This window comes from Knoellia locipacati, from assembly GCF_007992835.1.
GTDB lineage: Bacteria > Actinomycetota > Actinomycetes > Actinomycetales > Dermatophilaceae > Knoellia > Knoellia locipacati.
The window spans coordinates 82807-109667 of the sequence record NZ_BKBA01000004.1 but is presented as its reverse complement, the minus strand read 5'-3'; the positions used below and the strand labels follow the sequence as shown (position 1 = coordinate 109667).

General features: G+C 72.8%; 20 protein-coding genes. 5 read left to right on the top strand and 15 right to left on the bottom strand.

Annotated features, from left to right (window positions below):
- Positions 1-79 precede the first annotated feature (79 nt).
- The 6 genes from KLO01_RS06400 to KLO01_RS06375 form a co-directional block, all read right to left on the bottom strand.
- A complete protein-coding gene (locus tag KLO01_RS06400) occupies positions 80-937 on the bottom strand; it encodes a MetQ/NlpA family ABC transporter substrate-binding protein (protein ID WP_147063338.1) in 858 nt (285 codons plus the stop codon).
- 128 nt (positions 938-1065) lie between these two features.
- Positions 1066-1749, bottom strand: coding sequence for a methionine ABC transporter permease (locus KLO01_RS06395; RefSeq protein WP_147063337.1), 684 nt, complete (start codon positions 1747-1749; stop codon positions 1066-1068).
- Positions 1746-2759 (bottom strand): methionine ABC transporter ATP-binding protein, encoded by a 1014-nt coding sequence (locus KLO01_RS06390; RefSeq protein WP_147063334.1) that lies wholly within the window; start codon positions 2757-2759, stop codon positions 1746-1748. The genes KLO01_RS06395 and KLO01_RS06390 overlap by 4 nt, the downstream gene beginning before the upstream one ends.
- Before the next feature lie 116 nt (positions 2760-2875).
- Positions 2876-3967, bottom strand: a complete 1092-nt coding sequence (locus KLO01_RS06385; protein WP_246136088.1) for an ABC transporter ATP-binding protein — start codon at positions 3965-3967, stop codon at positions 2876-2878.
- On the bottom strand, positions 3964-5691 hold the full coding sequence (locus KLO01_RS06380) for an ABC transporter permease (RefSeq protein ID WP_147063329.1): 1728 nt from the start codon (positions 5689-5691) through the stop codon (positions 3964-3966). The genes KLO01_RS06385 and KLO01_RS06380 overlap by 4 nt, the downstream gene beginning before the upstream one ends.
- 56 nt (positions 5692-5747) lie before the next feature.
- A complete protein-coding gene (locus KLO01_RS06375; protein WP_246136087.1) occupies positions 5748-6785 on the bottom strand; it encodes an extracellular solute-binding protein in 1038 nt (345 codons plus the stop codon).
- An 86-nt stretch (positions 6786-6871) separates the two neighbouring features.
- Here KLO01_RS06375 and KLO01_RS06370 point away from each other — a divergent pair, with 86 nt between their 5' ends.
- The gene (locus tag KLO01_RS06370; protein WP_147063324.1) at positions 6872-9544 is read left to right on the top strand and encodes an AMP-binding protein; all 2673 of its coding nucleotides are present in this window, start codon (positions 6872-6874) and stop codon (positions 9542-9544) included.
- Here KLO01_RS06370 and KLO01_RS06365 read toward each other — a convergent pair.
- The 7 genes from KLO01_RS06365 to KLO01_RS06335 form a co-directional block, all read right to left on the bottom strand.
- On the bottom strand, positions 9537-10361 hold the full coding sequence (locus KLO01_RS06365; protein WP_147063322.1) for an ABC transporter permease: 825 nt from the start codon (positions 10359-10361) through the stop codon (positions 9537-9539). The genes KLO01_RS06370 and KLO01_RS06365 overlap by 8 nt on opposite strands.
- Positions 10358-13261 carry an alpha/beta fold hydrolase gene (locus KLO01_RS06360; RefSeq protein ID WP_147063320.1) on the bottom strand — a complete coding sequence of 968 codons (2904 nt, stop codon included), beginning with the start codon at positions 13259-13261 and terminating at the stop codon, positions 10358-10360. The genes KLO01_RS06365 and KLO01_RS06360 overlap by 4 nt, the downstream gene beginning before the upstream one ends.
- 97 nt (positions 13262-13358) lie before the next feature.
- Complete coding sequence (locus tag KLO01_RS06355; RefSeq protein ID WP_147063318.1) at positions 13359-14813, bottom strand: protealysin inhibitor emfourin; 1455 nt, start codon at positions 14811-14813, stop codon at positions 13359-13361.
- A gap of 75 nt (positions 14814-14888) precedes the next feature.
- A complete protein-coding gene (locus KLO01_RS06350) occupies positions 14889-15641 on the bottom strand; it encodes a copper chaperone (RefSeq protein ID WP_147063315.1) in 753 nt (250 codons plus the stop codon).
- 7 nt (positions 15642-15648) lie between these two features.
- Positions 15649-17157 (bottom strand): tyrosinase family protein, encoded by a 1509-nt coding sequence (locus tag KLO01_RS06345; protein ID WP_147063314.1) that lies wholly within the window; start codon positions 17155-17157, stop codon positions 15649-15651.
- Between the two features lie 17 nt (positions 17158-17174).
- Positions 17175-18593: an MBL fold metallo-hydrolase gene (locus tag KLO01_RS06340; RefSeq protein WP_147063312.1), complete on the bottom strand. Its 1419-nt coding sequence runs from the start codon at positions 18591-18593 to the stop codon at positions 17175-17177.
- Positions 18593-20866: a S8 family serine peptidase gene (locus KLO01_RS06335; protein WP_147063310.1), complete on the bottom strand. Its 2274-nt coding sequence runs from the start codon at positions 20864-20866 to the stop codon at positions 18593-18595. The genes KLO01_RS06340 and KLO01_RS06335 overlap by 1 nt, the downstream gene beginning before the upstream one ends.
- 127 nt (positions 20867-20993) lie before the next feature.
- Between KLO01_RS06335 and KLO01_RS06330 the strand changes: the two genes are divergently transcribed.
- The 4 genes from KLO01_RS06330 to KLO01_RS06315 all read left to right on the top strand — a co-directional run bounded on the left by KLO01_RS06330 (position 20994) and on the right by KLO01_RS06315 (position 25028).
- A complete protein-coding gene (locus KLO01_RS06330; RefSeq protein WP_147063308.1) occupies positions 20994-22070 on the top strand; it encodes a T6SS phospholipase effector Tle1-like catalytic domain-containing protein in 1077 nt (358 codons plus the stop codon).
- 156 nt (positions 22071-22226) lie between these two features.
- The gene (locus KLO01_RS06325) at positions 22227-23630 is read left to right on the top strand and encodes a M12 family metallopeptidase (RefSeq protein ID WP_222611937.1); all 1404 of its coding nucleotides are present in this window, start codon (positions 22227-22229) and stop codon (positions 23628-23630) included.
- A 4-nt stretch (positions 23631-23634) separates the two neighbouring features.
- Entirely contained in the window at positions 23635-24630 is a 996-nt protein-coding gene (locus KLO01_RS06320; protein ID WP_186827938.1) for an MvdC/MvdD family ATP grasp protein, read from the top strand.
- Positions 24631-24677: 47 nt separating this feature from the next.
- On the top strand, positions 24678-25028 hold the full coding sequence (locus KLO01_RS06315) for a YbaY family lipoprotein (protein ID WP_147063304.1): 351 nt from the start codon (positions 24678-24680) through the stop codon (positions 25026-25028).
- A 19-nt stretch (positions 25029-25047) separates the two neighbouring features.
- Here KLO01_RS06315 and KLO01_RS06310 read toward each other — a convergent pair whose 3' ends face one another.
- Both KLO01_RS06310 and recF read right to left on the bottom strand, forming a co-directional pair.
- Positions 25048-25665, bottom strand: coding sequence for a DciA family protein (locus KLO01_RS06310; RefSeq protein ID WP_246136086.1), 618 nt, complete (start codon positions 25663-25665; stop codon positions 25048-25050).
- Positions 25658-26854 carry a DNA replication/repair protein RecF gene (gene recF, locus KLO01_RS06305; protein ID WP_147063301.1) on the bottom strand — a complete coding sequence of 399 codons (1197 nt, stop codon included), beginning with the start codon at positions 26852-26854 and terminating at the stop codon, positions 25658-25660. The genes KLO01_RS06310 and recF overlap by 8 nt, the downstream gene beginning before the upstream one ends.
- Between the last annotated feature and the right edge of the window lie 7 nt (positions 26855-26861).

The following is a 26861-nucleotide window of genomic DNA, read 5'->3' as shown; positions in this document are numbered from 1 at the left end:
TGATTGCCCTTCCGTGAGGAGCTCGCCGGGGCTGGCCGGAGCTCGCCCTCACGGAAGGGCAATCAGTCGGGGGGTGCGGTCAGGCAACGAAGCCCGGGAGCACCGAGCCGTCGGGCCAGGTCTTCTCGATGTAGGCCTTGACCTCCGGGGAGTGGAGCAGCTCGTCGAGCTTCTTGAGCGCCGGGTTGTCCTCGTCCTTCTTCTGCACCGTGAGGAAGTTGGCGTAGGGGTTGCCCTCGGCCTCCTCGACGAGGATCGCGTCCTTGGTCGGCGACAGCTTGGCCTCGAGCGCGTAGTTGCCGTTGATGACGGCGACGTCGAGGTCGTCGAGCGAACGCACCAGCTGGGCCGGGTCGGTCTCCTTGAACTGGAGCTTCTTCGGGTTCTGGTCGATGTCGTAGACCGTCGCGTTGGTCGCGTCCTTACCGGCCTTGAGCGTGATGACCTTGGCCTTGGCGAGCAGCTCGAGCGCCCGGCCCTGGTTGGACGGGTCGTTGTTGATGCCCACCTGCGCGCCGGTCGCGAGCTCGGAGACGTCCTTGACCTTCTTCGAGTACAGCGCGAACGGCTCGATGTGGACGCCCTCGTAGTGCGCGAAGTCGTAGCCGCGGTCCTTGACCTGCGCCTCGTAGTAGGGCAGGTGCTGGAAGTAGTTCGCGTCGAGCGTGCCCTCGGCGAGCTGGACGTTGGGCTGGACGTAGTCGTCGAAGCTCTTGATCTCGAGGTCGAGCCCGGCCTTGGCGGCGAGGTTGGCGTCGACGAACTCGAGGATCTTGGCGTGCGGCGTCGGGGAGGCGCCGACGACGAGCTTCGTCACGCCCTTGTCGTCGGCCTCGGGACCGCTGGAGTCGCCACCGCCCGCACCACAGGCCGAGAGACCCGTGACGGCGACGAGGGCGAGACCGGCGACGAGTCGGGAGCGGGCCGGGGTGTTCATGGTGGTGTCCTTTCGTGGTGCGGCAGGTTTGCCGCGGGGTGGGGGTGAACAGCGGAGGTATGCCGTCCGCCCAGGTGGGCGGCCGGCATACCCGGTCGTCCTTGACCGGAGAGGGAGGGTGGTGTGGCTCAGCGGTGGTCGACGGCCCTGGCGACGCGGTCGCCGACGACCTGGACGAGCTGGACGACGACGACGAGCAGCACGACGGCCGCGATCATGACGTCGGTCTGGAACCGGTTGTAGCCGTACGACATCGCGGTGGCACCCAGGCCTCCACCGCCGACGGCACCGGCCATCGCCGAGTAGCCGATGAGGGCGATGACGGTCGTGGTCAGCCCGGCGACGATGCCGGGGAGCGCCTCGGGCAGGAGCACCTTGCGGGTGACGTCCCAGCGGGTGGCGCCCATCATCGTCGCGGCCTCGACCTTGCCCGAGCTCACCTCGCGCAGCGAGGTCTCGACGAGCCGGGCGAAGAAGGGCACGGCGCCGACGGTGAGCGGCACGATCATCGCCCGCCAGCCGACGGTCGTCCCGGCGATGAACCGGGTGATCGGGATGATCGCGATCATGAGGATGAGGAAGGGCAGCGAGCGGCCGACGTTGACGACGGCGCCGAGGACGCGGTGCAGGGCGGGCTGGGGGTTGACGCCGCCGGGTGAGGAGTTGTGGAGCAGCACCCCGACGACGACGCCGAGGACCGCGGTGATGAGCGCGGACCCGGCGGTCATGGCGAGCGTCTCCCACAGCGCGGTGGGCAGGCCCTGGGTGATGACGGGGTTGTCGAGCCAGGTCGGGTCGCCGTCGAACCTCATGCCGCCACCTCCGGGTGGAGGCGAGCCTGCTCGAGCAGGTCACGGGCGCGGTCGGTGGTCGTGGCGTCCGCAAGCTCGACGAGGAGACGGCCGACTCGGCGGCCGGCGATCGTCTCGACCGTGGCCGCGGCGACGTCGGCCTCGATGCCCTCGTGGCGGAGCAGCGCGATGATCCCGTCGATCGACCCGACGGTGGAGTCGGGGTGGCCGAGCGCGACCTGGAGCCGGACGAGCCCGTCGGTCGCCGGCTCGACGAGCGGGATGAGCTCGCGGTGCAGGCGGGTGGTCGGGTCGGCGATGACCTCGCTGAGCCGACCCTGCTCGACGACGGCGCCGTCACCGAGGAGGGTCACGGCGTCGCAGATCTCGCGGACGACCGAGGGCTCGTGCGTGATGATGACGACGGTGATGCCGAGACGGTCACGCAGCTCGCGCAGCAGGGCGAGGATCGAGCCGGTGGTGGCCGCGTCGAGCGCCGAGGTCGGCTCGTCGCAGAGGAGGATCTCGGGTCGGGCCGCGAGCGCGCGGGCGATGCCGACGCGCTGCTGCTGGCCACCGGAGAGCTGACCCGGGTGGTTGCCGGCGCGGTCGGTGAGCCCGACGAGGTCGAGCAGCTCGGTGACGCGGGCGTCGCGGTCGGCCTTGTCCCAGCCGGCGACCTCGAGCGGCAGCGCGATGTTGTCGGCGGCGGTGCGCGAGTCGAGGAGGTTGGCGTGCTGGTAGACGACGCCGAACCGGCGACGGGCCGCGCGCAGCTCGGCGCCGCGCAGGGCGGTGATGTCCTCACCCGCGACGACCACCTCGCCCGACGTCGGGCTCTCCAGACCGGTGAGGCACCGGATGAGCGTGGACTTGCCCGCTCCCGACCGCCCGACGATGCCGTGGATCTCGCCCCGGGGGACGGTGAGCGACACCGCGTCGAGGGCGGTGACCCTCGTGCCCCGGGCGTCGAAGACCTTGGTCAGGTCGCGGACGGCGAGGGCCGTCCCTGCTGATGACTGTTCAACCACTGGACAATAAGTAGACGTTATCCTAAGGATAAGCAAATCAGCAGTGAGGATGTCTCAGGGACTGGGCCCGCCTGCGTCTGCGGAATCGGCGCCTCTAGCAGCCGCATCCGCAGACGTCAGCGGTCGGGGTGCGCTGTGGGGGTCGGCGTGGGCGTCGGCGCCAGGGCGGCGTCACCGCTGAGCAGGCTCGGCACGATCCCCGCGGAGATCGAGGCGAGCACCTCGGTGCCGACGGGGTAGCGCACCGAGTGCGGCTGCCACGACCGGACGGTGCGGCCCGACGCGAGCCGGACGGTGTGGAGGATGAACGGGCCCTGGTACTCGACCCGGTCGACGACGGCCGGCGCCCCGGTGACCCCGGCGGCGGGCAGGCGCAGGCTCACCTCGTGGGGGCGGACGACGACCTCGGCGTCGGGCACGTCCTTGCGGATGGTGACGAGCCCGAGCTCGCAGGCCAGCCCACCGTCGACGAGGGAGGCGGGCAGGAAGTCGGCGTCACCCATGAACGACGCGACGAACCGGCTCACCGGGCGCTCGAAGACCTCGACCGGGCGACCCCACTGCTCGACGACCCCCGCGCGCATGACGCCGATGTGGTCGCCGATCGACAGGGCCTCGGTCTGGTCGTGGGTGACGAGGATGGCCGTCGTGCCGGTGGCACGGAGCGCGCTCACGGTGTCGGCGCGCACGCGGGCACGCAGCGACTCGTCGAGCGAGGAGAACGGCTCGTCGAGGAGAACGACCTCGGGGCGGGGGGCCAGGGCCCGGGCCAGCGCGACGCGCTGCTGCTCGCCGCCGGAGAGCTCGTGAGGGTAGCGGTCGACGACGTGCGCGAGGTGGACGAGGTCGAGCACCTCGCGCACCCGGGCGTCCTGGTCGGGGGGGGGCTGCCGGTCGAGCCCGAAGCGGATGTTGTCCCCGACGGAGAGGTGCGGGAAGAGCGCGTGCTCCTGGAAGACGAGGCCCACGCGCCGCCGCTCGGGCGGCACCCACTCGGCACCGGCGACGACGCGGTCACCCACGGCGACGGTGCCGGCGTCGGGACGCTCGAGCCCGGCGACGAGGCGCAGCAGGGTGGACTTGCCGCAGCCGGACGGGCCGATGAGCGCGACGATCTCGCCCTGCTCCACGGTGAGGTCGAGGGCGCTCACGGCAAGGGTCTCGCCGTAGGACTTCGAGACACCCCGCAGGGTCACCGCGCTGCTCACGAGGTCACCTGCCGGTGCGGCTCGGCGAGGCGCACCTGCCGGACGAGGAACCACACCGGGATGATCGCGAGCGCGACGATGAGGAGGGCGGGCAGGGCGGCCTGCTCCCAGAAGTTCTCGTTGGCGAGCTCGTAGACCCACACAGAGACGGTGGTGAAGCCGAAGGGTCGCAGGAGCAGCACGAGGGGCAACTCTTTCACGGCGTCGACGGCGACGAGCACGAGCGCCACCGCGATGCCCGAGCGCGACAGCGGCAGGTGCACCCGTCGCAGGACCCGCAGCGGCGAGGCGCCGAGCGAGAACGCCGAGTTCGTCACCGACGGTGAGATCGTCGCGAAGCTCGCGTCGACCGCCTGGTATGCCGGCGCGAGGAACCTCACGACGTAGCTCGCGAGCAGGCCGATCACCGACCCGGTGACGACGAGCCCCGTGCCACCGGGGACCCCGAGCGCCTCGAGCGAGCGGTCGAGGGCCGCGAAGGAGACGAGGACGCCGATCCCGATGACGGCGCCCGGCACGGCATACCCGAAGGTCGTGAGCTGGGCGGCGGTGCGCGCGAGCCGGCCCCCGGTCATGCGCACCCCGTGGGTGACGAGCAGCGCGAGGGTGACGCAGGCGAGCGCGGCGAGCGCGGCCATGACCGCGCTGTTGGTGAGGTTGGTGGCGAAGCGGCCGGTCGACAGCGACGACGAGTCGGCCAGGGTCGCGGTGACCGCCCACCAGAGGAGCTGGAGCACCGGGAGGACGAACCCGGCCGCGAGGACCGAGGCCGCGGCCGCGAACGCCCACCAGCGACCGGCGCCGGTGAGGACGGTCGGCGAGGCCGGGGGGCGGTGCGAGCCACGTGCGTCGTAGCGGGCGCCGCCGCGCAGCAGCCGCTCACCGGTGAGGACCATGACGGCGAAGGCGAGGACGAGGACCGAGAGCTGGGCCGCCGAGGCGAAGTCGAACGTGCCCTTCCACGTGAGGTAGACACCGACCGAGACGGTGCGGACCCCGAAGTACTGGACCGTCGCGAAGTCGGTGAGCGTCTCCATCATGACGACGGCGAGGCCACCGGCCAGCGCCGGGCGCGCGAGCGGCAGCAGCACCTGGCGGAAGGCCCGCCACGGCGTCGCGCCGAGCATCCGCGCGGCGTCCCACGTCACCTGGCCCTGGCCCCGGAACGCCGCCCGCGCCAGCAGGTAGACGTAGGGATAGAGCGTCAGCGAGAGCACGACCGGCGCACCCATCCAGCCCGACAGCAGCTCGACGACGCTCGACCCGCCGAACACCGAGCGTGACGCATGGGCTGGGCCTCCCGCGGGACCGAACGTCGACAGGAAGAGGAACCCGAGGACGTAGGCCGGCATCGCCAGCGGCAGCACGAGCATCCACGAGAAGAGCCGCCGGCCCGGGAAGTCGTAGGCCGTGACGAGCCACGCCAGACCGACGCCGAGCACCGACGTGCCGAGCCCGACGAGCGCGAGCAGGGCCACGGTCGTGACGACCATCTCGCCGAGGTTGCCCGGCAGCGCGAGGTCGCCCGCGCTCGCGAGCGCCTGGACGAGCACCGAGACGACGGGCACCGAGACGACGAGCGCGATGACCACGACGAGCGCGGACCACCACGGCCGACCCGTGCCCGAGAGCCGGGCCGCGCGGCTGTCGCCGGCGCGCGGGCGCTCACCGGCGTCCGGGCGCCCACCGGCGTCCGGGCGGGCGTTCTCCACCTCGGCGCTCACGCAGGCATCATCCCAGCGCTCCCGGGCGGTCCCACGAGCAGGTCACGCGCCGAGACTCACTTGTAGCCGGCCTCGGAGAGGAGCTTGACCGCCTCGGCGTTCTCGGAGCCGTAGGCCTCGGCGGAGATCGGCATGCGCTTGAACTCGCCGAAGTCGGCGATGAGCGGCTCGGGCTTCACGCTCGGGTTGACGGGGTACTCGTGGTTGCCGTCGACGAACGAGCTCTGGCCCTTGGTCGCGAGCCACTCGATGAGCTGCTGCGCCTTGGCCGGGTTGTTCGAGGTCTTGACGACGCCGGCGCCCGAGATGTTGACGTGCGTGCCGGCACCGGACTGCGAGGCCCAGAACGGCTTGACCTTCATGTCCGGCTTCTTCTTGAGCTCGCGCGCCAGGTAGTAGTGGTTGGTGATGCCCACGTCGCACGTGCCGGCGTCGATCGCCTTGAGCAGCTCGACGTCGTTGGACTTGATGTCCACGCCGTTGGCGACCCAGCCCTTGACCGTGGCGAGCGTCTGCTCGCGTCCCTCGAGCCCGATGAGGCTCGCGACGAGGCTCTGCGTGTAGGCCGAGGTGGCGTCGCGCATGCAGAGGCGACCCTTCCACTTCGGGTCGGCGAGACCGGCATACGTGTCGGTCGGGTCGAAGTCCGCGGGCTTGACCTTGTCGGGGTTGTACATCGTCGTGCGGGCCCGCATCGCCAGGCCGAACCACTGGTTGCCGCTGTCGCGCAGGTCCTCGGGGACGGCCTGGGTGAGCGCGGCCGAGTCGACCGGGCGGAGCACGCCCTGCTCGGCGGCGTTCCAGAGGTTGCCGGCGTCGACGGTCATGAAGACGTCGGCCTCGCCGTCCTTGCCCTCGGCCTTGATCCGCTGGAGGAGCTCGGCGTCGCTGCCCGAGATGAACTCGACGGTGACCCCGGTCTCGTCGGTGAACTCCTTGAACGCACCCTCGAGGTCGTAGTGCCGCGCCGAGTAGATCTGGAGGTCGGCGTTGCTGCCACCGATCCCGAGGACGCCGCACCCCGCGAGGGGCAGGACGGTGGCGGTGGCGACGAGACCGGCGAGACCGGCACGCGTGAGGCGGCGAGAGGGCACAGGGGACTCCTGGGAGGCGGAACGCGGACGATGCATTGTTGCCCAGGTTAGGTAAGCCTGTCCAAATCCCCCTATCATCCTGCGGTGTGACGGCCCGGGTCCTGCCCCAGCACCGCGTCGCCCTCGTCGGGCGGTTGCGGTCGTTCGGCGACGCCGTGGCGCTCACGTGGGCCGGCCGGTCCGGGATGCAGACCCTCTCGTATGCCGGCCTCGCAGCTCGCGTGGACGTGCGCCGGTCCGCGCTCGGGACGACGCCACGGCTCGTCGTGCTCGAGGCGGGCAACGACGTCGAGTCGGTCGTGACGCTGCTCGCGGCGCTCACCGGCGGGCACCCGGTGGTGCTCGCGGCTCCCGGTGGCAGCGCCGGTCTCGTCGAGGCATGGGACCCCGACGTCGTCGCGTGCGGGGCCGAGATCGAGTCGCGGCGCGAGGGGAGTGCGCACGCGCTGCACCCGGACCTCGCCCTCATGCTCTCGACGTCGGGCAGCACCGGCTCTCCCAAGCTCGTCCGGCTCAGCACCGCCAACCTCGACTGCAACGCGGGGCAGATCGCCGACGCGCTCGGGCTGCGGCCCGACGACGTCGCCGCGACGACCCTGCCGCTGCAGTACTGCTACGGCCTCTCGGTTCTGCTCAGCGCCCTCTCGGTCGGCGCCGGGGTGCTGCTCACCGACCTCTCCGTCGTGGACACGTGCTTCTGGTCGGCCTTCGAGGAGTCGGGGGGCTCGATCCTCGCCGGGGTGCCCTACACGTTCGACCTGCTCGACGCGGCCGGGTTCGCGTCGATGTCGCTGCCCCGGCTGCGGCTGCTCACCCAGGCGGGGGGCCGGATGGACCCGGCGGCGGTACGGCGCTGGGTCGCGCTCGGCGAGGAGCGCGGGTTCGACCTGCTCGTGATGTACGGCCAGACCGAGGCCACCGCCCGGATGGCCACTCTCCCCACCCACCTCGCCGCCGACCACCCGTCGAGCATCGGCGTCGCGGTGCGTGGCGGTCGCTTCTCGCTCGCCTCGGTCGAGGGTGCTCCGGTGGGCGTCGGCGAGCTCGTCTTCGAGGGCGGCAACGTCATGATGGGCTACGCCTCGTCGGCGGCTGATCTCGCACGTGGTGCCGAGGTGTCCTCGCTCCACACCGGGGACCTCGCGCGGTTCACCGCCGACGGTCTCGTCGAGATCGTCGGCCGGCGCAGCCGGTTCGCCAAGGTCTGCGGGCTGCGCATCGACCTCGACCGCGTCGAGGCCGACCTCACGAGGGGTGGGCGCACGGCATACGTCATGGACGGCGGCGACCGCCTGCTCGTCGCGGTGACCGAGGACTCCGGTCGGGTCGACGTCGCGGCCGTGCGTCGCGAGGTCGGCGAGCGGTATGCCGTCCCGCGCGCCGCCGTCGTCGTCACCGACGTCGGCGAGGTCCCCCGGACGGCGTCGGGCAAGGTCGACCGTCCGGCCCTGGCCGCACTCGTCGACGCGTTCGGTGAGGGCACCTGCCCCACCCCGGGTCGACTCCTTGCCCGTTCGGGCGAAGACTCGGCTGGCGCACCCGCCCTCGACGGCGCCCGAACGGACAAGGGGTCGGAGGCGGTGCGGGCGCTCTATGCCGAGCTGCTCGACCGGCCCGACGCCACGCTCGACGACTCGTTCGTCACGCTGCGCGGCGACTCGCTGTCCTATGTCGAGGCCTCGGTGCGGCTCGAGGGCCTGCTCGGCACGCTCCCCGAGTCCTGGCACGTCCGGCCGGTGCGTGAGCTCGCCGCCGAGGTCGGTCCCGTGGAGGAGGCGACCTCGCGGTCGACCGGGGCTGCAGCCAAGGGTCGGTGGGGTCGGTTTGGTCGATGGGGTCGGTGGCGCTCGCTCGAGACCTCCGTCCTCCTGCGCGGCGTCGCCATCGCCGTCATCGTCCTCACCCACGCCGGCGTGCTCGACGTGCGCGGCGGGGCGCACGTGCTGCTCGCGGTCGCCGGGTTCGCGTTCGCCCGCTTCCAGCTCTCGGCGAGTGCGCGGACCGAGCGGGTGGCGCACGCCCTCGAGTCGGCGACCCGGATCGCCGTCCCGGCCATGGTGTGGCTCGGGGTGCTCTTCCTCGTCGACGAGCGCTACTCCCCGTGGAACCCGGTGCTCCTCACCTCGATCGGTGGCAGCAACGTCCACCCGCAGTGGCGCTACTGGTTCGTCGAGGCAGTCGTCCACATCCTCGTCGGGGTCACCGCGCTGCTCGCGGTCCCGACCCTCGACCGGCTCGAGCGCGCGCGGCCCTTCGCCGTGCCGCTGGGGCTGGCGCTCGTCGCTCTCCTCTTCCGCTACGGCGTCATCGACGTCGGGTCGCACCACGTCAACGGGCGGCCGGCGGTCGTGCTCTGGCTCTTCGCCCTCGGGTGGGCCATGGCCCGCACCCGGGTGACGTGGCATCGGTGGCTGCTCACGGCATACGTGCTCGTCGTCGTCCCCGGCTTCTTCTCGGACCCGGTGCGCGACGCCACCCTGGCCGGCGGGCTCCTCGTCCTGCTGTGGGTGCGGTCGGTGCGGGTGCCGGCGTTCGTCGTGCCCGTCGTCGTGCCGGTCGCGTCGGCCTCGCTCTTCATCTACCTCGTGCAGTGGGAGGTCATGGGCCGGGTCGGCTACTCGCCGCTCGGCGCGGCCGTGGCCATCCTCACGGGGTGGATCGCCTGGCGCGGTGCGAGCCCGGTCATCGAGCCGGTCGCCCGACGGGTCGGCGCCGCGGCCACGCGGGTCCTCACGAGGTCCGGGTCGACCCTCAGCTGAGGATGTCCTGGCGGCGGAAGCGGCGGTAGCCCAGCGCGAGGAACAGCACGGTGTAGAGGGTCGCCCACAGCGCCCCGTGCCGCAGGTCGGTCCAGTCGACCGGACCGGAGACGAGAAGGTCGAGCCACGCCCGTGAGTAGTGCCCCGGCAGCGCCTTGCGCCAGTCGCCGAGTGCGTCGATCGAGTCGAGGATCCCCGAGACGATGAGCAGGACGAGCGCGCCACCGACCGCCGCCAGGGGGGTCTGGCTCCGCACGCCCACCCAGAACGAGAACGCCCCGATGGGCAGGATCATCACGAGGACGTAGACGACCGCCACCGCCATCCGTGGCAGCCACTCGGCCCACGGCAGCTCGCCGCCACCGAGGATGCTGAACGGCTGGGGCCCGTAGGCGAGCGTGCCGACGACGAGCGACCACGCCGGCAGGGCGATGACGAGCGTGGCCGTCGAGAGGAAGCCGATGACGAGCTTGCTCGTGAGCAGCCGGGCGCGCGACACCGGCGCGGTGAGCAGGTAGCGCAGCGAGGCCCACGACGCCTCGGCCGGGACGGGGTCACCGGCGAAGAGCGCGGCGACGATGAAGAGCAGCAGCTCGGCGGAGACGACGAAGGCGAAGACGGTGAAGTTCGGACCACCCCCGGTCGCGAGGTCGACGAGCCGCACGGTGGGGTCGCCCGGGCGGCCGGGCTCGTCGTCGAGCGAGAACGCGGCGACGAGGACGAGCGGCAGCGCGACGACGATGCCGATCATCCACAGCGTGCGTCGTCGCCCGAGCTGGCGCCGCAGCTCGGCCCGCCAGGAGAGTGGCTTGCTCATCGGGCACGCACCTGTCGTAGTCGCTCGACGATCGAGCCGGCCCCGTCGCCGTCGCCCGAGCCGTCGCCCGACGGCCCCTGCGAGGAGGCGATGACCCCGAGGAAGACCTCCTCGAGGTGGCGGCGGCTGCCGACCCCGACCACCTCGGCGCCGGACTCGACGACCGCCCGGACGACCGCCTCGCGGGCCCGGTCGGAGACGACCGTGACCGTGGGCTTCGTGGGGTCGTCGACGACCTCGACCGACCGTATGCCGTCCGCCCCCGCGAGCGCGGCCCGCGCCGGGGCGATCGAGGCGACCGACGCGAGCTCGAAGACCGTGGTGTCCTCGCTCGCGAGGAGCTCGGTGACGGGACCGGCCGTGACGACGCGGCCCGCGTGCATGACGACGACGTGGCTGCAGGTCATCTCGACCTCGGCGAGCAGGTGGCTGGAGACGACGACGGTGCGTCCGGTCGCGGCATACGACTGCAGGATCGGGCGCATCGCCGCGATCTGCGGCGGGTCGAGGCCGTTCGTCGGCTCGTCGAGGAAGAGCACCTCGGGCCGCCCGAGCATGGCCTGGGCGATGCCGAGTCGCTGCTTCATGCCGTGGCTGTAGGTGCGGACGGGGCGGTCGAGGGCCCCGCCGAGCGCGGCGACAGCGAGGGCCTCGTCGAGTGCGGCCTCCTCGGCGGGGCGTCCGGTCGCGGCCCAGTAGGCCTCGAGGTTCTGGCGACCGGTGAGGTGGGGCAGGAAGCCGGGTCCCTCGACGAGCGCGCCCACCCGGCCAAGGACCTCGGACCCGGGGTGGACGGGGCGGCCGAGAACGTGGACCGACCCCGAGTCCGGGGTGATGAGGCCGAGCATCATCCGCATCGTCGTCGTCTTGCCGGCGCCGTTGGGCCCGAGGAGTCCGACGACTTGGCCGCGCTCGGCGCGCCACGAGACGTCGTCGACCGCGCGGTGGCCGTCGCTGTAGGTCTTGACGAGCGAGTCGACGACGAGCGGGATGTCGGCGTAGTCCTCACGCACCGCCTCGCGGTGGCGGCGACGTCGCCGCAGCAGGGCGGCGCTGGTGATCCCGGCGAGCAGGCCGAGGATCGCGCTGGCGAGGGCGAGCGTCTCGGTGTCGCGCTCGGTGGACGACGCGGCGATCCGGCCCTGCGCCGTCGGGACCTCGAGGACGGGGTCGGCCAGCGTGATCCGGTCGGCCCGGGCCTCCCGGGGTGTGGTGAACGAGCTGTCGGTCGAGGTGACGAGCACCCGCCAGCGGCTGCCGGCGGCCATCGACCACACCGAGGCGGGCAGGTCGACCGTGACGTCGGTGGCCTTGCCCGGGGTCAGCGCCACCCGCACCGGGGTCGTGAGAGAACGCTGCTGCACCGCGTCCGTGCCCTCGACCCGCCACATCGAGACGAAGAGCGTCGCCTCGGCGCCCGTCGACGTCACGCTGAGCCGGACGCTCGGGGTGCCGACGACCGTGAGCGACCGGTCGAGGACAGTGCTGTCGAAGGCGGCGGACATGCCGGGCAGCGCGGCGAGCCGGTAGGTCGGCAGTTCGGTGGCGCCGAGCCCGGGGATCGAGGTCATCGAGCTCGGCTGCCCGCCGGGCGGGGTGAGGACGACCGCGGGCCGGTCGGGCCGACGCAGCGGCACCTGCTCGAGACCATCGCGCAGCCCGGGATAGGTGTCGAGGGTCGCGACCGGCGCCGTGTCGGTGCGTCGGGGGATGGGCAGCGAGTAGGTGAACGCGGGCACCGGCAGGGCGTCGGTGCGCGTGCCGGCGAGATAGGTGCGCACCCAGGTGCGGGCGGCGTCCTCGTCGAGGCCGGGGTTGGACGACGCACCGTCGTGGCCGCCGTCGGTCCACCGCACAGCGTGGCGGGTGCCCGCGGTGGCCAGGCCGGCGGCGTTGGCGTCGGCCTGGTCGAGCCCGAAGAGGGTGTCGGACTCGCCCTGGACGAGCAGGGTCGGCGCGGTGACCTCGGCGATCGTGGGCCGGGGGCTGTTGCGGTGCAGCGTCGCGAGCAGTGCCGGGCTCGGCCGACCGGTCTCCGCGGCGTCCTGGAGCTGCCGGCAGAGCGTCACGTCGAAGCGGCCGCACAGCACGTCGGCGGGGGACGTCGCGCCGGCCGGGGTCGTCCCGCCCGTCCCGCCAGACGAGGGTCCTGTCGCGCCCGTCGCCCCGGCCGGGCCGGTCGCACCCGTCGCACCGCCGGCGGAGCCGACACTCGCACCGAAGAACCGCGCGCCCCACAGCTGCTTGTAGGGGCCGGGGTCCGTGCTGCCCTCGGCACCCTGCGGGAACAGCGAAGTGGCCAGGTCGTTCCACGTGATGGCGGCGACGGTGGCATCCACCCGTGGGTCGACCCCCGCGAGCATGAGGGCGAAGGCGCCACCGTAGGACCCGCCCGCCACGGCGACACGCGGGTCACCCGTGCCGTCGCGGCGCACCTCGGGCCGCGACCCGAGCAGGTCGAGCAGGGCCTTGCCGTCGGCAATCTCGAAGTCGGGGGAGTTGAGGTGGATGCGCCCGCCGGAGCGACCGAAGCCGCGCGCGGTGAAGGTGAGGACGACGGTGCCGTCGGCGGCGTACTGCCGCGCCTCCTTGTCCACGGACTCCTTGCTGCCGCCGAACCCGTGGGCGAGCAGCACCGCCGGGTGGGGTCCCGTGCCTGCCGGCAGGTAGAGCCGGGTGTCGAGGCGGACGGCCGTGCCGTCGCTCTCGGGCCCGACGTCGACCATCTGGTCGGTCGTCCGGACCCCCGACTCGGCCGGGACGACGCCCGGTGCGGAGGGTGCGGCGGGTACGGCGGACGCGGGTCCGGCCGGCGCAGCGACGAGCACGAGTGCGGCGAGGGCGGCGACGGCCGCGGACGCGACGGCACCGCGACGACGTTGCCGAGCGAGCCGCTGCATGGCTCATCCTCTCGCGACGACGTCAGGGGTGCGGGCTGTGCCCGCCGCACACCCCACGAACGCTTCGACCTCCTCGGTGGTTCCGGGGGGCGTCGGGTCAGGGCTCGAGGGTCCTGTCGAAGAGCGCGCGCACACCCTCGGGCAGCGCGGGCTCGGGGATCGTCACGTCGAGCGGTGGGGCGTCGCAGCTCACGGCGTAGCGGAACGCGTCGGGAACCATCCGCCCCTGCGCGAGCGCCATGAGGGTCGGGCTCGCGAGCAGGGTGCGCCAGGCGGTGGCGTCGTCGTCGGGCAGCTCGTCGAGGGTCACCGAGCGCTCGCGCACCTGCCCGGCGAACCCGCCCGTGCGTCGCACGAGCAGCTGGCTCGGGCCACCGTCACCCGGGGCAGGTGCAGGCGTCGGCGAGGGCTCGGGCTCCGGCTCCGGCGCAGGCTCGGGAGCCGGGTTGGCCGCCTGGGTGACCCCGACCTCGCGCCACGCGTCGCGCACGGCACGCACCTCGTCGGAGTCCTCGCCGTGGGCCTCGACGGCGGCCACCTCGGTGAGCCCGGCGAAGGTCACGAAGTCACAGTCCGCCTTGATGTCACCGGTGACCGCGGCATACCAGATCGCGCCGGCGCGCTCCCAGGCGTTGCCGCCGAGGGCGGTCGCGACGAGGTGGAAGGCGCGGTTGGCGATGCCGGAGTTGATGTGCACGCCGCCGTTGTCGTCGTCGGTGACGACGAAGTCGCGCATGTGGCCGGGCTGCGGGTCCTTCCCCAGGCGCGGGTCGTCGTAGGCGGTGCCCGGCTCCTTCATCGAGCGCAGCGCGACGCCCTTGACGTCGGGTCCGAGCAGCTCGGCACCGATGAGCCAGTCCGACTCGTCGGCGCTCTGGCCGAGGGCGCGCTGCTTGACGAGGATCCCGAAGACGTCGGAGACGTGCTCGTTGAGCGCACCGGCCTGGTCTTGGTAGACGAGGCCCGAGGTGTACTGGGTGACGCCGTGGGCGAGCTCGTGACCGATGACGTCGAGGCTGCGGGTGAACCCGAGCAGCACGACCCCGTCGCCGTCGCCGAAGACCATCTGCGACCCGTCCCAGAACGCGTTGTCGTAGTCCTTGCCGTAGCGGACGGTGGCGACGAGCCCGAGGCCCTTGTCGTCGAGGCTGTTGCGACCGTATGCCGCGTTCCACAGCTCCCAGGTGGCGCCGAGCCCGTCGTAGGCCTCGTTGACGGCGGTGTCGTCGACGGCCGGGTCGCCCTCGCCCCGGACCTTGGTGCCGGGCAGCGTCGTGCCGCCGGCGGCGTCGTGGACGACCCGGTTGGGCGCCTCTGTCGTGGCGCGGTTGGCGCTGCGACTCACGCGCGGCCGGTCGGGACGCAGCGCGTGCTCGCGGGCGTGCTCCTCGTAGCGGCGCCGATCGAGGCGAAGCGTCTCGCGGGCACGCTCCTCGAGGTGGGGCTCACCCGAGGACGAGAGCGCCTCGAGCAGGTAGGGCGGCACGATCCCGCACCGCACGGCCGGGCGCGGGTCGCTGGTCGGCTGAGGCGTGGGCTCGGTCGTCGTCATGTCCCCATCCTGTGCCAGCCCTCCGACACCCGCACCTCGGCGAGGCACCAGGGGCGCGGACCAGCACGCGCCGTCTCACGCCACCGCGAGGACCGTGGCCGCGAGCGCCAGCAGGGCCGCGGCCTGGGCGGGGCGCGCCGGCCGGTCGGCAGGGTTGGGCCCGCGCACCCGCTCGCTCCACAGCACCAGCGTGACTCCGAGCATGAGGAGGACCCCGTGCGACAGGAGCATCACCGCCATCGCCGGACCGCAGGTGCCGACGCACCGCACGCCGATCGTCCACCCGTTGCGCAGGGCGTCGACGCTCGCCCGTCGTCCGGCCAGGGCCCCCGGCTGCACCGCACCGCACCGGGTCATGAGCCGGCGCCGGGGTGGTGCGACGTGCCAGGCCGCGGCGACGACGAGCACGCCGGCGACCACGCGCGGCCCGGCCACACCGCCCATACCTCCCATGCCGGCCACCCCGGGCAGCACCACCTGCACGACCACGAGCCCGACGAGACCCACCGCGAGCCACGGCGCCGCGTAGCCGACCACGACCTCGGTGACCGTCCGCCGACGGCGAGCCCACAGACCCCCGGCGGCGACCCGGCATACGACGGGGGTGACGAGCGGCAGCATCATCGCCGTCACCATGAGCGACCACAGGAGCCAGCCGCGCAGCAGCGAGCCCTCGGCGTGGTGACCCATGTGCCCGGAGGCGTTGCGCGACAGCGCGACCAGGAGCACGACGGCGGAGAGCGAGACCGACCAGAGCCACAGCGCCGGCCGCCGGTCCGGCCGGGTCACCCGCGACCAGCCGCGGACCGGCAGTGCGAACGTCGTCATCGCGGGCTCACGCGCTGAGCACGACGACGCGCGCCGCGCGCAGGTCCGGGGGCTGCGGCGCACCGGTCGACGCCTCGGCCAGCGCGTCGGTGTCCGAGGGTGCGGGCAGCACCGGCTCGAAGCTCACCGCCACCTGCGCCGGGTCCCACCGCCCCCGGTCGGCGAGGGCGTCACGCACCCGCGTGATCTCGAAGACCTTGGTGAGCCCGGCGCCGCCGTGCACCGAGTCTCCCTTCGACGCCTCGGCCAGCCCGAACGTCGCGAGCCGTCCGGCGAGCAGCTCGGGGTGCTCGGCTCCCGTCGAGCCTGCCGGGAGGTTGACGTAGACCTCGTATGCCGGTGCCGCCGCGGTTCCCGTGATGCCCTCGAGCCGGAGGTACACGCGGGTCGCAGCGGCGGCGTCGGCCTCGCCCAGCCCGAGGTCGGAGGGTTCGCTCAGGTCGACGACGGCGGGTGCCGGCGCGGCCAGCGAGACGTCCTGCGTCGCCCCGACGACCTGCGGCGTGACCCGGCGCCGGGGCGGGGGAGCCTCGGCACCGCCCATCCCGATTCCTCCGTCGGCAGGCGCGTCGGCCGGCGCCGCGCCCGGGGCCGCCACGAAGGTGCTCGGCACCGACAGGTCCTCGTAGGTGTAGCCCAGCGCCTGCGGGTCGAGGACGTCGCCGACCCGGAAGGTGCGGGTCCCACCACCCGGTGCCGGGAAGCGGAACGACGTGCGCAGCCACGCCGCGTCGTCGTCGGGCGGGTTGCGGTGCTCCGGGTCCGCGTCGAGCCACACCTGCCAGAGCCGGTCGAGGTTGGCGTGGTGCAGCCAGAAGATCGGGTCGAGCCCGGCGGTGAAGAACGAGCCCATCCAGCCTTCGCGCACGGTGTTGCCCTGCGCGTCGAAGTCGTTGCCGACGACGACGTGGACGAACCCGTGGGGCGTGTCCTCGATGGCGCCCATCTCCTCGCCGAAGAAGCTCGGCTGCGAGCGCTCGCCCCCACCGAACGACGCGACGCCGGTGTCGGTGGCGAACACCTCGACCTCGAGCGCCTGCGTCACCGATCCGGAGACGTCGGGGAGGGGGTCGCCGCCGTTGGCGAGGACCGACCGGTGCTCGGTGAACAGGGCGTTGTCGGCGCGGGCCTCGCGGAACGCCGGCGGCAGCACCGCGGTGCTCGGGCGGTCGGGGTCGAGGGCGTACCAGTAGGGCAGGGACCAGTCGTCGTCGCCGAGGTGGTGCTGGACGACGGCCTCGAACGTCGCGAGGTACATCCGGTGCCACGGCAGGAAGAACCAGCTGCCGTGCTGGCACCTGCTCCACAGCGAGTTGCTCCGGTCGGCGCGGCCGGTGCGGGTCGCGCGCCCGTGCATCGCCGCCTGGAACTGCCACGACAGCGGGTCGCGCGGCTTGCCGGTCGGCGGGTCGAGGCCGCGCATCCCCTCGACCGCCCGCGCGTAGGCGACGAGGACGTCGGGCCAGGTGCCCTCGTCGTCGGTGCGGGTCCAGACGTCCATCCGCGTGCGTGCCATGTCTCCTCCTCGGTGGGCTACACCTCGATGTCGAGGAACGGCTGGTCGTCCGGGAGGACGCGCACGGTCACCTGCCCGGTATGCCGTGCCTCCAGCCGTCGTGCTTCGTCCAGGGCCGCGCGCATCGCCTTGCGTCGCGGGGGGACGGTCCGCTGCTCGGAGCAGGTGAACCAGACCGTGAAGGGCCGCGGGTCGGCCTCGGCGCGGGTCTCGAGGAGCGTGCGCACGACCGACGGGTTGGGGTTGCCGTGCGCGCCGTCGGCGCAGAAGACGTAGTGCTCCGCGAGGACCCTGCTGGCGAAGCTCGTGCTGAGGTTGTACTCGGAGCCGTGGTGCTGGACCTTGACGAGGGTGCACCAGAACGGTGTGTCCTGGGTGAGGTGGCCGGCCGCGGTGAGGCCCTCGAGGATCTCGTCCTCGGCGGCGTCACCGCTGAGCAGCGCCGTCCGTCCGGCCTCCTCGGCGAGCAGGATGATCGAGGCACAGTTCGGTGCGGTGACCCCGGTCGGGCTGAGGTGCTCGATGAGCGCCGGCGGTCCGGCGTCGTGCGGCTCGGCAGCGGGGGCGGCCGGTGCGGGGGGCGCGGCGGCAGCCGCCGCCTCTGCTGCTCGCGCCACCTCGCGGACGAGGTCGCGGGCCTGCGGTGGCGACATGGGCAGCGAGCTCGTCGCGGTGCCCGGACCCGCACCGCCTCCGGCCGCTCCGCCGGCCGCGCCGGGTCGTGCCCCGGCGTTCCTCGCGGACGCCGGCTGGCGGGCGATCCACGCCCGCCACTCCTCCCGCAGCTTCTTGAGGTGGACCTCGGCCGGGCCGAGGACCTGCAACGCCATGGAGCCGACCTGCTCGACGTGCACCGGTGACCGGAGCAGCACGAGGCCGTGGTCGAACGCCGCGTTGCGGGCGACCGGGGTCTCGTCGTCGGCGAGCCGCAGGAGCGTGACGCCGTCGGCGATGCTCTCGGCGAGGCCGGAGAGCGAGTCGAGTGCCAGCCGGGCCGCGCCGGTCGCGTCGTCCGCCTCACCCGAGGCGAGCGAGAGGGCCTCGGCGGTGTGGGCCGCGAGGGCGGCGACCGGGCCCTCGAGGTCGCCGAGCTGGGCGCGCCACGCGTTGTGCCAGAGCCCGACGACCTTCGGGGGGCGGGGTGTCGGTGGCGCCGGGTGGGTCGGGTTGCCCCCCTCGCCCACCTGGTAGTCGTGGACCTCCCAGGCGGCGACCTCCTTGAGCAGCGAGATGACGCCGGCGATGTGGTCGGCGTCGATGTGGCTCACGACGAGCAGGTCGACCTGCTCCCCGGCGCTCGCGAGGTCGGCCAGGACGGGTCGGGCGTTCTCGCGGAACGGCACGGTGCGGCCGCCGTCGACGAGCACGTGCCGCCCCTCACCGGTGGTGAGCAGGAGGCAGTCCCCGTCGCCGGCGAAGAACACGCGCAGCCGCATCACCTCGCCGCCTTGCGCCGTTCGTCCTTGAGCATCGCCAGGTGCATGTCGGCGAACTCGCGGGTGCGGGTCAGGCAGGACTCGGCGTCGATGACACCGAAGCCGGTGTCGTTGCGCCACCCGAACGTCTGGCCGGGCAGCGGGGACGAGGTCGAGCGCATGATCCCCTGGATCTGCGCGGAGGTCAGCGTCGGCGACACCCCGAGCATGAGCGCCGCGACCCCGCAGACATAGGGCGAGGCCATGCTCGTGCCGGTCATCTCGATCCACGGGAACCGCGCGTCGAAGCCCCGCGCCGCCACGACCTCGGTGCCGTCCGCCGCGATGTCCGGCTTGGAACGGCCGTCCCGGGTGGGTCCGCGGCTCGAGGTGACGTGGGCCGCGCTGTGGCCGAGGTCGGCGTTGGCCACCGAGAGGATCCGGTCGGCGCAGGCGAGAGAGCTGATCATCCGGTCGTCGGTGTAGGAGCCCGGACCGAACGACGACGGGTAGCGCCACTGGTTGCCCGTCCCGGGGAGCCGGACCGGGTCGTCGCGCTCGATCCATGCGTCGAACCTGCCGTCGCGCACGACCACACCGGTGAGGCGCACCCGCCAGCTGCCGGAGGCGATCGGCCCCAGGGACCGGGAGCCGTCGGCCGCGACCTCGCCGAAGAACGGCGAGAGGAGGACCGAGATCCGGTTGAGCCCGTTCGCCGGGTGGTAGGCCTCGTTGTAGATGCTGAGCACGGTGCCGTTCTCGAGGATCTGGTTGCGGATCTTCGAGCCCTGCGCGACCTTCGGGAGCCACGGCATACCGGGTGGTTTGACCTCGACGTCGAAGCGGTCCTGGGGGCCGTACCAGATCTCGAGCTCGTTCTCGGAGACGTCGAGGATCTCCTCGCCACCCACGACCCACTCGAGCTCGTGGCGCAGGCTGGTCGCGGGCAGCGAGCCGCCCGCGTGGATGCGGCCCTTGACGTAGTCGCGGTCGTCGGGCCAGCGCGGCTCGACCTGCCCCGCGTTGCCGGCGGCGACCGAGACGCACCGGCCGCGGGTCGCGAGCGCGTTGTCGATCCAGCGGGCCATCGAGCTCGAGGTGTCGTGGGCGTGCCCGTTGGTGCCCAGGCTGATGTTGATCGAGACCGGCAGCGGGCTCTTGTCGGGGTGACGCTCCTCGCCGAGACGGGCGGCGAGGTCGATGAGGTAGTCGACGGCGTCGGCGATCCGGGTGGAGTCGTAGAAGCTCGAGGCGGCCTCCTTGTCCTCGGGGCGCAGCGCGACGAGGACGCCGGCGATGAGCGCCCGACGGGCGACACCGCGGTTGCCCGCGGCGATCGACGCGACGTGCGTGCCGTGCGAGGCGACCGCCATCTGCGACTGCGGCTCGAGGGCGGTGGCCGCCATGGAGCGCTTGGCCGAGGCCGCGATCGCCGCGTTCATGTGGGTGGCGAGGATCTCGGAGCCGTAGCTCAGGGCCTCGCGGTCGTCGCGCCTCGAGGAGGCCGGAGGCGGACGGGTCACACCGCCCTGGTCCCAGATCGCGGCCCACCGGGTGGTGTCGCCGTCGAGGAAGTCCGGATGGGCGAAGTCGAAGCCGCCGACGTCGATGATGCCGACGAGCACGTCGCTGCCGTCCTTGTGCCGCCGTCGTTCGGAGGCGACCCGACGCGCCGCGCGGTCCGGGGCCTGGGTCTGCGCGCCGACGGCCGGCTCGGGTCCGCGCAGCGACTGGCCCGGCTCGACGTACGAGACACCCGGGATCTGCAGCAGCCGGGCGACCTGACCGGCCGGCACCTCGACCGAGGCCATGTCGAGCTTCCACCGCACCCGGGTCGCGCACCCCTGCACGGCCGCGACCGCCTCGGCATGGGCCACCGGGTCGAGGTCGCGGTCGATCTGGACGAAGAGCGAGAAGCCCACCTGGGTCGGGGTGACGTCCTGCGGCAGGGACGCTGCCAACCGGGCCACCTTGGCCGCGGGCAGGATCCGGATCGACCGGGCCGGCTCGTCGCGGTCGGGCCCCGACGCCTTCGCTGGCTGCGTCGCGAGCGAGACGTTCCCGGGGCTGGCGACCGCGTCCGCCGCGTCCGCCGCGTCCGCCGGGTCCCCCCGCGTCACCGCGCCAGTCGCCACCCACGACCCGGAGCCGCCCGACGGCGAGGCGACCGCGGACATCGCGACCGAGGGGCACTGCTCGGCCCGACCGGCGTTGACCTCGTCGGAGCCACCGAGGAACACGTCGAGCTTGGGGGACAGGCGTGGGTTGAGGGCCCTGACCTCAGCAGGCTTCATGCGTGACCCCTAGCGCCGGCCCCCCGTGTTCCTCGTGGTGTGCGCCGGCAGAGCGACGCATTCTCCTGACAGACCTCGCCTCTCCCACGATGATGGACCTCAGCTCGGCACGGAGAAGGGCGAAACGATGAAAAACATCGTCATCTGCTTCGACGGCACGGGGAACCAGGTCAGGGCCCGCGACAACACGAGCGTCGTGCGGCTGTTCTCGCTCCTCGATCTCTCCGACGCGGCCCGGCAGGTCGGCTACTACGACCCGGGCGTCGGCACGATGGGATCGTCGCGGTCATGGACGCCGTGGGGCCAGGCGACGACCAAGGTCCTCGGGCTCGGGTTCGGCATGGGCCTGCGCGAGAACCTCGGCGAGGCCTACGAGTTCCTCATGCGCCGCTACCAGGACGGCGACGCCATCTACGTCTTCGGGTTCAGCCGGGGCGCCTACACCGCCCGCGCGCTCTGCGGGATGCTCCTCAAGCTCGGGCTGCTGCGCGACGGCGCCCAGAACCTCGTTCCGTATGCCGTGAGCCTCTTCACGGCGCGCGACCCGGACTGGGTGCGGTTGGGTCAGTTCGGAAGTGCGCTGTCCCGCAAGGGCATCGACGGCCGGATGGGCGTGCGGGTGCACTACCTCGGCATCTGGGACACCGTGAAGGCCGCGGGCATGCTCCGTGGCGGTCTTAAGTGGCCCGACACCCGCCAGCTGCCCAACGTCGACCGGATCCGGCACGCGGTCTCCATCGACGAGAAGCGGCGACCGTTCGAGGAGTACCTCGTCCACGACGTCGTCAAGCCCGCGAAGAACGCCCCGCCCCGCTCGCTGTCCGAGGTCTGGTTCGCCGGGGTCCACTCCGACGTCGGCGGGACCTTCGAGGACCACGAGCTCTCGGACATCGCCCTCAAGTGGATGGTCGAGGACGCCGTCGCGTGGGACCTCCTCGTCCGGCCCGAGCCCTATGCCGAAGCGGTGACCGTCGAGCGCGACTACGCCCACGGCCGCGTCCACGAGATGGGCCGCACCTGGGCGCTGCTCGGCTACCGGCACCGCACCGTGCCCGATGACGCCCTCGTCCACGCGAGCGTGCAGGACCGCGTCGCCCGCGACCCGGCATACGCCTCGCGTCTCCCGGCCCGGCACCGCTGGGACGATCCGCAATGGTTCGAACGGAGGGCCCCGGAAGAGCCAGCCGCGACGTCACCGAACTGACCGGGTCGGCGCAGTGCGTCCTGCTCATTGCCCGCCCCCGACGCTGGTCCTAGGTTGCGCTTGGGTGGCGTCGGCCGCAGCCGCTGGTCACGAGGTGTGCCGGGTGACGGCCGCCACCGACGTGGCCACCCATTCGCCCAACGCAAGGGGTCGGACATGTCCGAGACACCACGGCGTGGCGCCAAGAAGGGCTCCGCCAGGAAGAGCACCGCCAAGAAGTCAGCATCGCGCTCGAGCGCATCGTCGTCGGCAGGGTCGTCCGGATCCGGCGACAACCCCGAGCTGATGAGCTCGCCCGAGGTCGGGACCGCGATCATCGCCGGCCTCACCTTCGGGCCCAAGGCCGTCCAGTACTCCGTCGTCGACGGCCGGGCGATGTTCGAGGGCGACATCGACCTCGGCAGCGTCGAGGAGGTCACGGCGGCGACCGAGGCCATGCGGGGTGAGGGCCTCGAGCAGGGCGTCGTCCTCCCCGGCAGCCAGTTCCGCTGGCCCGGTGGGCAGGTGCCCTACGAGATCGACCCGGCGATGCCGGACCAGCAGCGGGTGCACGACGCCATCGCGCACTGGGAGCAGAACACCGTCATCCGGTTCGTGCTGCGCACCGCGGCCAACGCGGCGGGGTTCCCCAACTTCGTCCACTTCATGCACGGCACGGGCTGCTCGTCGCAGGTCGGCATGCGTGGCACCGGACGCCAGGACATCTCGATGGGCACCGGCTGCGACGCCGGTCGCGGCATCCACGAGATCGGGCACGCGGTCGGCCTCTGGCACGAGCAGAGCCGCGAGGACCGCGACCAGTTCGTCACGATCCACTGGCAGAACATCCAAGCCGGCCGGGAGCACAACTTCAACCAGCACATCGTCGACGGTGACGACGTCGGGGCCTACGACTACGGCTCGATCATGCACTACGAGCGGACCGCGTTCTCGAGCAACGGCCAGGACACGATCACCCCGACGAGCCCCCCGACCGCGCAGATCGGGCAGCGCGTCGCGCTGAGCCAGGGCGACCTCGACGCGGTGGCGTCGATGTACGGCGCACCCGGAGGCCTCAAGCCCAAGAAGAACCTCGACGACGGCGGTGGCGTCGGCAAGTTCAAGAAGTTCCGCGACGACGGCGGCGGCGGCAAGACGCCGTTCACCGACCCTCCGCAGTCGCTCAAGAAGCTCCGGGACGACGTGCCCAAGCAGCCGTGGACGGACCCGATCAAGAAGTTCCGCGACGACGTGCCCGGCGGCGGGATCAAGAAGGTCGTCGACGACCTCCCCATCGACCCCGGTCCGCGCTTCCCCCGGCCCCCGATCTTCCGCGGCCTCTCGCCGTTCCTGCTGTCGACCGGTCACCACGCCGACGTCGGCGCCGCGGCGCAGGGCGGGATGGGCGCCGATGCCGAGGCGGTGCTCGCCGAGGCCTTCGGTGCGGCGACTGCAGCGGTCGACGAGGCCCGACGCAACGTCGTCGCGCTCCAGACCGCCCTCACCTCGGCCACCTCGGAGCTCGCGCGAGCCCAGGAGGGCTACGACGCGGTCGTCGCGGCGATGCAGTCGCTCGGCTGACGTCGTGATCCTGCTCGTCTCTCACGACGAGGACGACCACCTCGCCCCGATGCTCGCCGAGCTGGCGAGCCTCGGGAGCGAGGCCGTCGTCGTCGACACCTCGGGCCTGCCCGGCAGGGTCGCCGTCGCGGCCGAGCACGGGCCGCAGGGCGACCGGCGACGGCTCCGGCTGGCCTCGGGCGACTGGCTCGACCTCGACCGTGTCGGGTCGGGGTGGTGGCGCCGGCCGCTGCCACCCCCACCCGACTCCCGGATCACCGACCCGGCCGAGGCGGTGTGGGCGGCCAACGAGACCTACGAGGCGCTGGCCGGCTTCTGGGACGGGCTCCCGATCGCCTGGGTGAGCCCGCCCAAGGCCATCGAGACGGCGATGATGAAGACGTGGCAGCTGCCCGCGGCCCGGGCCGCAGGACTCGAGATCCCCCGGACCCTCGTGACGAGCGACCCCGGCGAGGCTCGGGCGTTCGTCGACCGGCTCGGGCTGGGACAGGTCATCTGCAAGGCCTTCTCCGCCACCGAGGAGCACTGGCGCGAGACCCGGCGGGTGGGGCAGGCGGAGTACGACCTGCTCGACCGCGTCGAGCTCGCTCCCGTGATCTTCCAGGAGCTCGTGCCAGCCGAGGTCGACCTGCGCGTCACGGTCGTGGGGGAGGAGGTCTTCGCTGCGGCGATCCACAGCCAGGAGCTGTCGTACCCGCTGGACTTCCGGATGTTCCTCGACTGGGGCGCCGGTGTGCGGATGACGGCGACGACCCTGCCCGACGACGTCACGCAGTCCCTGCTCCACCTGCTCAAGGCGGCGGGTCTGCGCTACGGCGCCGTCGACATGCGGCGCACACCCGACGGTCGCCACGTCTTCCTCGAGGTCAACCCCGCGGGACAGTGGAGGTTCGTCGAGGAGGTCACCGGCCAGCAGGTCACCAGGGCCATGGCCCGGCTGCTCACCGACCTCGACGCGACACGGCACCCACGCACGGCCCCCGTCACGGCATGCTGCTGAAAGTCGGTCACCGCCCGGACCCCGGCCCACCCCACGAAGGAGCATCCATGGCCACCGTGCACGTGCAGATCGAGTGGCCCGACGGCGCACCCCTGCCGGAGGACCCGTGCGCCCGCGTCACGGTCGAGGACGTCACCGACCTTGACGCCGCCTCGACCGTTGTCGCCGAGACCGTGCTCGAGGACCTCGACCCGACGGCAGGGCCGGCGACGACGTCGCTCGAGGTGCCCGAGGTGGACCCGGCGTCCGACCTCGTCGTGCGGGTGCACGTCACCCAGCGGGACCGTCGGGGAGGACCGGTCGCGGTGGGTGACCTGCTCTCGATGCAGGCAGACCCGGTGCTCACCCGGGGGCACGGCGCCACCGTCGTGGTCCGTCCCCGCGTCGTCGGCGGCTGACCCTGCGTCTGACCCTGCGTCAGCCGTAGGTGTCGCGCGGGCCCCGACCGTCCTGGACCCGGCGAGCACCGCGCGACCACGACGGCGCGCTCGGTCCGACGACCCGGATCTCCCTCACCGTGCCCTCGCCCACCTCGCGGGTCAGCGAGGCCATGAGGGTGTTGGCCATGAGCCGCAGGTTGGTCGCCCACGCCGTCGAGTCGGCCCGGACGGTGAGCACCGAGTCGACGAACTCCACGGGCTGGCAGTGCTGGGCGACCTCGGAGCCGACGATCGAGGGCCACCGCCCGATGACCGAGCCGACGGCGACGTCGACCTTCCACCCGCGCTCGCTCACGAACGCGTCGAGCTCGTCGCCGAGCGTCTGCGGGTCTCGGCCACCGCGCCGCCCCTCGCCACCGGTGCCGCTGCCGGGCATGTCCTTGAACCGCCGTTTCGGCTTGACCCCCGGCCTCAGCCCGCGCGCCCTCGCCGCGGCGCGCGCCCTCGAGAGCGCGTCGGCCGGCGCCGACTGGAGGTCCTCGGTCGTTTCACGTGAAACGAGCTCGTCCGGCCCGGGGCGCCCGTCGGTCACGCCGCCACCGTGGCTCACCCCCGAACCCGCCTGTGCCGCAACCGGATCCACGTCGTCACTCACGCGCGGTCACCTCACCCAGGGTCACGGCATACGTGCGCCCGCGCAGCTCCGGTGGGACGTCGGCCTCGACGGCGGCAGTGATGAGGACCTGCTCGCAGTCGGCCACCATCGCCGCGAGGCGTTCACGCCGACCTGCGTCGAGCTCGGCGAAGACGTCGTCGAGGATGAGCACCGGGTCGTCCCCGAGGTCGTGCCGCAGGAGGTGGTATGCCGCGAGCTTGAGTCCCAGCGCGAAGCTCCAGCTCTCGCCGTGGCTGGCGTAGCCCTTGGCCGGCAGCTCGCCGAGGGTGAGCACGACGTCGTCGCGGTGCGGGCCGACGAGGGTCACGCCGCGCTCGATCTCCTGCGCACGGACCTCGGCGAAGGTCTCGAGCAGCTCGGCGTGCAGCTCGTCGAGCTCGGGCACCTCGCCGTCGGCGATCCGCGCCGCCATCGCCTCGCGCAGGGACGACCGGTAGGCCACACGGGCGTCGGACTGACCGGCACTCACCTCGTCGTAGGCCTTGCCGAGCAGCGGGGCGAGGTCGCGCAGCAGCCGCAGCCGGGCATAGAGCAGGGGAGCGGCCACCTGGGCGAGCTGGGTGTTCCACACCTCGAGGGTGTGCAGGGCGCTCTCGCGCTCGGACACCGTGTCGGACCCCTCGACGGGGCGACGCTGCTTGCCCCGTCCGCGCAGCACGGGGGCCGCGGACTTGAGCAGGGCGTTTCGCTGCTTGAGGATCCGGTCGTAGTCGCCGCGCGCACCGGCCCACCGCGGCTGGCGCGCGACGAGCAGGTCGTCGAGGAACCCCCGTCGCTCGGAGGGGTCACCCTTGACGAGGGCGAGGTCCTCGGGGGCGAAGAGCACCGTGCGCACCTGGCCGAGCACGTCGCGGGTGCGCGTCAGTGCCGACTTGTTGAGCCGCGCCCGGTTGGCCCGGCCGGGGTTGATCTCGATCTCGACCATCGACTCGCGCCCGTCGCGGACCACCGCACCGCGGATGATCGCCTGCCCGGCACCGAACCGCACGAGCGGCGCATCGCTGGACACCCGGTGCGACGACAGCGACGCGAGGTAGCCGATCGCCTCGACGAGGTTGGTCTTGCCCTGCCCGTTGAGCCCGACGAACGTCGTGATGCCCGGCTCGAGCGGGAGCTCGGCGCTCGGATAGCTCCGGAAGTCGCCGACGGTGAGGTGCCGAACGAACACCGAACCC

Bases quoted from the DNA above. Each gene is read 5' to 3' on its own strand.
- KLO01_RS06400 (WP_147063338.1), bottom strand. From the start codon at position 937: ATGAACACCCCGGCCCGCTCCCGACTCGTCGCCGGTCTCGCCCTCGTC.
- KLO01_RS06395 (WP_147063337.1), bottom strand. From the start codon at position 1,749: ATGAGGTTCGACGGCGACCCGACCTGGCTCGACAACCCCGTCATCACC.
- KLO01_RS06365 (WP_147063322.1), bottom strand. From the start codon at position 10,361: ATGAGCAAGCCACTCTCCTGGCGGGCCGAGCTGCGGCGCCAGCTCGGG.
- KLO01_RS06360 (WP_147063320.1), bottom strand. From the start codon at position 13,261: ATGCAGCGGCTCGCTCGGCAACGTCGTCGCGGTGCCGTCGCGTCCGCG.
- KLO01_RS06355 (WP_147063318.1), bottom strand. From the start codon at position 14,813: ATGACGACGACCGAGCCCACGCCTCAGCCGACCAGCGACCCGCGCCCG.
- KLO01_RS06350 (WP_147063315.1), bottom strand. From the start codon at position 15,641: ATGACGACGTTCGCACTGCCGGTCCGCGGCTGGTCGCGGGTGACCCGG.
- KLO01_RS06345 (WP_147063314.1), bottom strand. From the start codon at position 17,157: ATGGCACGCACGCGGATGGACGTCTGGACCCGCACCGACGACGAGGGC.
- KLO01_RS06340 (WP_147063312.1), bottom strand. From the start codon at position 18,593: ATGCGGCTGCGCGTGTTCTTCGCCGGCGACGGGGACTGCCTCCTGCTC.
- KLO01_RS06335 (WP_147063310.1), bottom strand. From the start codon at position 20,866: ATGAAGCCTGCTGAGGTCAGGGCCCTCAACCCACGCCTGTCCCCCAAG.
- KLO01_RS06330 (WP_147063308.1), top strand. From the start codon at position 20,994: ATGAAAAACATCGTCATCTGCTTCGACGGCACGGGGAACCAGGTCAGG.
- KLO01_RS06325 (WP_222611937.1), top strand. From the start codon at position 22,227: ATGTCCGAGACACCACGGCGTGGCGCCAAGAAGGGCTCCGCCAGGAAG.
- KLO01_RS06315 (WP_147063304.1), top strand. From the start codon at position 24,678: ATGGCCACCGTGCACGTGCAGATCGAGTGGCCCGACGGCGCACCCCTG.